The following is a 6123-nucleotide window of genomic DNA, read 5'->3' on the forward strand; positions in this document are numbered from 1 at the left end:
ATATCTTAGAGTGCATCTGATAATTATGCTTTTTTGATTTCCTCCGCTGTATCTGTTTCATCTGTTTCAATCCCCACCCCTCTTGGAGGAACCGCCGTCGAAAACACAATCTGTGTTTGTGTATTCCCAAACTGCTGAAGATGCCCGATAAAGGTATCTAACTCCATTGTGCTGGGAAAAGCAACCTTCAGCATAATAGAATATGTACCAGTAACACAGTTACATTCCAAAACATTAGGGCAGTCCGTGACATAAGGATAAAATTCATTTTTCTGCTTTGGGTCTAAAGTAAGATTAATGAATGCTGTAATATGATATCCCAATGCAACAGGGTCAATTGTTGCGTGATAGCCGGTGATAATGCCGGCTTTTTCCATACGTTCTATTCTCGTAGAAACGGCAGGAGAAGATAAGAATACCTTTTGTGCAAGGTATTTTAAAGGGTAACGGGCATTCTCCTGAAGAAGAGAAAGAATCTTTCTATCTATTTTATCCATAGTAATATTACCTCCAAAAGTAAATTAATAAGTAAATCGAAATAATAAATAATATAAGAAACGCATCCTGTTCCTGCATGGCTTTATAGTTGGCAAAAGAAAAGCCAGCAGGAGAATGACTACTATACGAAGCGGGTAGCCATTGACTACAGAAGGTGGAATAGAGTGGAGATTTCTCCTTCTGCACTGTATAATACACAGGAAAATGTTTTTCAAATCCGAAAATAGAGAAATTTGGAAAACAAAAAACGGAGTATTCCTAAATGGAACACTCCGTTGCGTTTCTTTGATTATATATCATTTAAAAAATGATTTCAAGAGAAAATTTATTTCTGTAACAATAGTCAAGGAAGAAAATTAGCAAACGCCCTGTGCAAGCATAGCGTTTAATACTTTTTCGAAACCTGCGATGTTAGCGCCTGTTACATAGTCGCCTTCTTTGTTGTAACGTTTTGCAGCGTCATCAATGTTGTGGTAAATGTTAACCATGATGTTTTTAAGTTTGCTGTCAACTTCTTCGAATGTCCAGCTTAATCTTTCGCTGTTCTGGGACATTTCAAGAGCAGATGTAGCAACACCACCAGCGTTAGAAGCTTTACCAGGAGCAAACATCACGCCGTTTTCCTGTAAGTACTTAGTAGCATCTAATGTAGTAGGCATGTTAGCACCTTCACAAACTGCGATACATCCGTTAGCAACTAACTGTTTTGCGTCTTCAAGGAAGAGCTCATTCTGAGTAGCACATGGAAGAGCAACATCACATTTAACAGACCATACTCCGCGTCCTTCATGATATTCGCTGTTTGGACGGTAGTTCTTGTACTCTGTTAAACGAGCACGTTTTACTTCTTTGATTTCTTTTAAAGCATCTAAGTCGATTCCTTCTGGATCGTATACCCATCCTGTAGAATCAGAACATGTAACAACTTTTGCACCAAGCTGATGACATTTCTCGATAGCGTAGATTGCAACGTTACCAGCACCGGAAACAACAATTGTCTTACCAACGATGTCATCGTCATGGCATTTTAACATTTCTTCTGTGAAGTATACAAGACCATATCCTGTAGCTTCTGTTCTTGCAAGGGAACCACCGTATGTTAAACCTTTTCCTGTAAGAACGCCTTCGTAAAGACCTTTGATTCTCTTATACTGTCCGAAGAGGTAACCGATTTCTCTTCCGCCAACACCGATATCACCAGCAGGTACGTCAGTGTCAGCACCGATGTGTTTGCAAAGCTCTGTCATAAAGCTCTGGCAGAATGCCATAACTTCACGGTCTGATTTGCCCTTAGGGTCGAAGTCAGAACCACCTTTACCACCACCGATTGGAAGTCCTGTAAGAGAGTTTTTGAAAATCTGCTCAAATCCTAAGAATTTGATAATACCCTGGTTTACGGATGGATGAAAACGTAATCCTCCCTTGTAAGGTCCGATTGCACTGTTGAACTGAACACGGATACCCATGTTAACCTGAACCTGTCCGTTATCATCTACCCATGGTACACGGAACTTAATCATTCTTTCTGGTTCTGTGATTCTCTCTAAAACAGCCTGTTTTTTATATTCTTCTTCATTAGCCTCGATTAATGGGCGGATAGTTTCAAAAACTTCTGTAACTGCCTGATGGAATTCTGGTTCACTTGGGTTTTTTGCAATAACTTTTGCGAGTACGTCATCAACGTAAGACATAGTCTGTTCCTCCTTGATATTGTGTATTATACATATTTTATATCCTCGATGATTGACAAAAAAGTATCAGAATCATATCTCTCACCGAGTTCTTTTGCCGAAACCTATTATACTATATTGTGTGAAGTAATTCAATAAAAAGAATAAGTAAAAGTACAACTTTTTTAAAAAAAATTTCATAACAAGACATTTAACTTAAGATTTTTAAGTGAAAAACGGATAAAAATGATAGATATAGCTGCAAGAATTTCATTTTTTGAGTTCGGTGAAGGATGGACATGTATAAATTGCAGAACAAAAAAGTAATGAAAAGGGGAAAAGATGGAAAAGCAAAAGTTAAGAAAATATCAATAAAAGACATTTTGCAAAATTTGTTTAAAATGTGAACTTAATGTGAAAAGAAGAATATGTTCACAAAATCATCGTAAATTAAGAATAATATACTATACATTGAGTGTGTACTCCCGCAATCTTTCCGGTATTTTCTTTTGCAATGAATTTTCTAAAGACAGAAAGATTCCGGGAGTACATAAAAATTATACAGGAGGCTTATTTTATGATAGAAGTAAAAAACTTAGTCAAGGATTACGGAAAACATCATGCGGTAAAAGATATCAGTTTTTCGGTGCCTGACGGACAGATCGTGGGACTTCTTGGACCAAATGGCGCAGGTAAATCCACAACAATGAATATAATGACGGGATATATTTCAGCAACTTCCGGTGAAGTGAAGATTGGAGGATATGACATTTTAGAGCAGCCGATACAGGCAAAGAAGTTAATCGGTTATCTTCCAGAAATCCCACCACTGTATGAGGATATGACTGTAGCGGAATATTTGAACTTTATCTGTGATTTAAAAGGAATCCGTAAAAAGACAGAGAAAGAATCTTCTATTAATGAAGTAACAGAGGCAGTAAAGATTTCTGACATGAAGGGAAGATTAATAAAGAATCTTTCGAAAGGATATAAGCAAAGAGTTGGACTGGCACAGGCTTTAATTGGAAATCCACCGCTGTTAATTCTGGATGAGCCGACGGTAGGTCTTGATCCAAATCAGATTATTGAGATTCGTGCTCTTATTAAAAGTTTAGGCCAGAAGCATACGATTATTTTAAGTTCTCACATTTTATCAGAAGTGAATGCGATATGTGACTATGTACTTATTATAGATAAGGGAACGTTAGTTGCAGAGGATACACCAGAACATCTATCAGAAGATTTCTCCGATACCGATAATATTAATATGTCTGTAAAGGGAAGCCGTGAGCAGGTAGAAGAGGTATTAAAAGTATCAGAATATATCAGAGATTATAAGATTATCGATGAAAAAGATGGAATCGTTGATGTACAGGCAAAAACAGCGACAAAAGAAGATATCCGCGATAATCTGTTCTTTGAGTTTGCGGAAGAGAAATTACCTATTATTAAGATGGAACGTGAAAGCTTGTCTCTTGAAGATGTATTCCTGAAACTTACCGGACAGGATGTAGAAGAGGTAGAATCTGAAGCAAAGAAAGCATCCGAACAGATTGAGAAACAGGGACATCATGGATTTTCTTTTAAAAGGAAGAAAAAAGCAGACAGCAAGGGAACTGAACAGGCAGAAACAGCAGAGGAGGATAAGTAGAATGAAAGCCATTTATTTAAAAGAAATGAGAAGCTATTTCCACTCACTGGCAGCTTATATTTATTTTGCTCTTTTTATCGCTGCAACAGGAGTGTATTTTTCTGTAATCTGTATGTCTTATGGTTATACCGATTACGCACAGTATGTATTTTCTAACAGTACGATTTTATATATCGTGATTGTACCAATTCTTACGATGCGTTTATTTGCAGAAGAAAAGAAGCAGAGAACAGATCAGCTCTTATATACTTCCCCAATTCGCTCTGGCAGTATTGTATTTGGAAAGTATCTTGCATCCGTAACATTACTTGCTATTTCTATGTTAGTAAGCATCATAGAGGCAGGTGTGTTAAGTATGTTTGGAAACGTAAACTGGAAGACCGTTCTTACAGGCTGTCTTGGATATTTCTTATTAGGAGCCTGCCTGATGGCGGTCGGAATGTTTGTCTCCTCTCTTACTGATAACCAGATGATCGCAGCGGCATTATCTTTTGCAGTAGTGCTCTTTTGTATGTTGCTTCCTAATATTTCAAATGTTGTACCGGGAAGAGCAAGATATACTTACATTGTATGCGTACTTGCTGTTATTCTTATCGCATGGTTTTTCTATGATGAAACAAAGAATGTAAAAATTACAGCCGGAGTTGGTGTTGCAGGAATCGCGATCATTGCCATTTTAAGTAAAGTAAAACCTGCATTGTTTGATAATGGTCTTTCTAAGATTATCGACTGGTTTTCTGTATTAGACCGTTTTAACGATTTTTGCAGTGGAATTTTAAATGCATCTTCTATCATATATTATGTATCATTTATCGCGGTATTTTTATTCCTTACGATGCAGGGAATTGAAAAGCGCAGATGGAATTAGGAGGGCATACAATGATTAAGAATAAAATGAATACAAAATTAAAAAAAGGTATTTTTTCCGCAGTGGCAGTTGTCGTTCTGATTGCAGCGGTTATCGCAGTGAATATATTTGTGACAAGTAAAAACTACACAGTCGATGTGACAGCCAACAAAATCTATTCTCTTTCCAAACAGACGAAGAAAATCTTAAAGGGTTTAGATAAAGAAGTCACGATTTACGTTATTGATAAGGAATCTAGCGTAAATTCTTCCTACGCACAGGTTTGGAAAGAATATAAGAAAAATTCTACTAAAGTAAAATTTGTTTATAAAGACCCGGATTTGTATCCAAACTTTACAAAGAAATATACAGACAGCAGTGAAGAAGTAGCCAATGATAGTATGATTATAAAATGTGGTAAGAAATATCGTTATGTTTCTGCTAATGACTATGTATCATACAGCTATGGAAGTGACTATTCCTATTCTGCAGATTCTCTTCAGCTAGAGAGCCTTACGACAGAAGCAATCAACTACGTTGTCTCTGACTCCACACCGGTAATCTATACCTTAAGTGGACATTCTGAACAGAGCTTTGACACAAGCGTGACAAGTAGCTTTGAAGGAGATAACTATTCTGTAAAAACGTTGAACCTTCTTACTGAGCAGAGAGTACCGGATGACTGTTCTATCTTACTCATCAATGGCGCACAAAAAGACATTACAAAAGATGAGCTTAAGATGATTAAAAAATACATGAAAAACGGCGGAAAGATGTATGTATTTTTAGATGCAAAAGTAGAGAATCTTACAAACTTATACAGCTTGCTTAAGTCTTATAATGTAGAGCCACAAAAAGGAGTCGTTGTAGAAACAGATGCAAGTAAATATACACAGTATCCAATTTATCTGCTTCCAACTATCGAAAGTTCTGATGCAACCTCAGCACAATACAACAGCAATATTTATATTTTAGCTCCAAGTGCAAAGGGACTGAAGGATATTACAGAAAAGAATGCAAAGAAGAATTCTTCTGCATCTGATTATACAGTAACTTCATTGCTTTCCACAAGCGATGGTGCATACTCCAAAGTCAATACAGATAGTGCCACACTGAATAAAGAAAAGAATGATATCAGCGGCCCATTTAATATTTCCGTAGCTGTATCAGATTCTACTGGTGGAAGAATGATTGTAACTGGATGTACCAATATGTTACTGCAGGATATCGACCAGGCAGTAAGTGGTGCAAACACAGACTTTGTATTGAATGGTGTGAACTATCTTGCAGAACAAAAGAACAAGATTTCTATCAGAGCAAAGAGCCTTAAGACAGAGAATGCAGTCGTACCGGCATTTAATCAGAAAGCAACATTGATTATGACAGTATTTGTAATACCACTGGTAATACTTGCAATCGGAATCGGTATTGTGATAAAAAGAAGAAAACTTTAAATT

Annotated in this window: 5 protein-coding genes; 3 read left to right on the plus strand and 2 right to left on the minus strand. The window is 36.8% G+C overall.

Annotated features, from left to right (window positions below; genetic code table 11):
* Window positions 1–23: 23 nt before the first annotated feature.
* Together EUBHAL_RS03805 and gdhA are read right to left on the minus strand one after the other, a co-directional pair.
* On the minus strand, window positions 24–497 hold the full coding sequence (locus tag EUBHAL_RS03805) for an Lrp/AsnC family transcriptional regulator (RefSeq protein ID WP_005345054.1): 474 nt from the start codon (window positions 495–497) through the stop codon (window positions 24–26).
* Between the two features lie 357 nt (window positions 498–854).
* A complete protein-coding gene (gene gdhA, locus EUBHAL_RS03810; protein WP_005345056.1) occupies window positions 855–2189 on the minus strand; it encodes an NADP-specific glutamate dehydrogenase in 1335 nt (444 codons plus the stop codon).
* A gap of 556 nt (window positions 2190–2745) precedes the next feature.
* Between gdhA and EUBHAL_RS03815 the strand changes: the two genes are divergently transcribed.
* From EUBHAL_RS03815 to EUBHAL_RS03825, 3 genes are read left to right on the plus strand one after another with little or no spacing between them, the layout of a single operon-like run.
* A complete protein-coding gene (locus EUBHAL_RS03815) occupies window positions 2746–3819 on the plus strand; it encodes an ABC transporter ATP-binding protein (RefSeq protein WP_044921840.1) in 1074 nt (357 codons plus the stop codon).
* A gap of 1 nt (window position 3820) precedes the next feature.
* Window positions 3821–4687 (plus strand): ABC transporter permease subunit, encoded by an 867-nt coding sequence (locus EUBHAL_RS03820; RefSeq protein ID WP_005345058.1) that lies wholly within the window; start codon window positions 3821–3823, stop codon window positions 4685–4687.
* 11 nt (window positions 4688–4698) lie between these two features.
* Window positions 4699–6120, plus strand: coding sequence for a GldG family protein (locus EUBHAL_RS03825; protein WP_044921843.1), 1422 nt, complete (start codon window positions 4699–4701; stop codon window positions 6118–6120).
* Window positions 6121–6123 lie beyond the last annotated feature (3 nt).

This window comes from Anaerobutyricum hallii DSM 3353, assembly GCF_000173975.1.
Classification (GTDB): Bacteria; Bacillota; Clostridia; order Lachnospirales; family Lachnospiraceae; genus Anaerobutyricum; species Anaerobutyricum hallii.

What these genes read in the sequence shown, in the direction of transcription:
- EUBHAL_RS03805 (WP_005345054.1), bottom strand. Translation starts at nt 497, where the DNA reads ATGGATAAAATAGATAGAAAGATTCTTTCTCTTCTTCAGGAGAATGCC.
- EUBHAL_RS03825 (WP_044921843.1), top strand. Translation starts at nt 4,699, where the DNA reads ATGATTAAGAATAAAATGAATACAAAATTAAAAAAAGGTATTTTTTCC.
- EUBHAL_RS03820 (WP_005345058.1), top strand. Translation starts at nt 3,821, where the DNA reads ATGAAAGCCATTTATTTAAAAGAAATGAGAAGCTATTTCCACTCACTG.
- gdhA (WP_005345056.1), bottom strand. Translation starts at nt 2,189, where the DNA reads ATGTCTTACGTTGATGACGTACTCGCAAAAGTTATTGCAAAAAACCCA.
- EUBHAL_RS03815 (WP_044921840.1), top strand. Translation starts at nt 2,746, where the DNA reads ATGATAGAAGTAAAAAACTTAGTCAAGGATTACGGAAAACATCATGCG.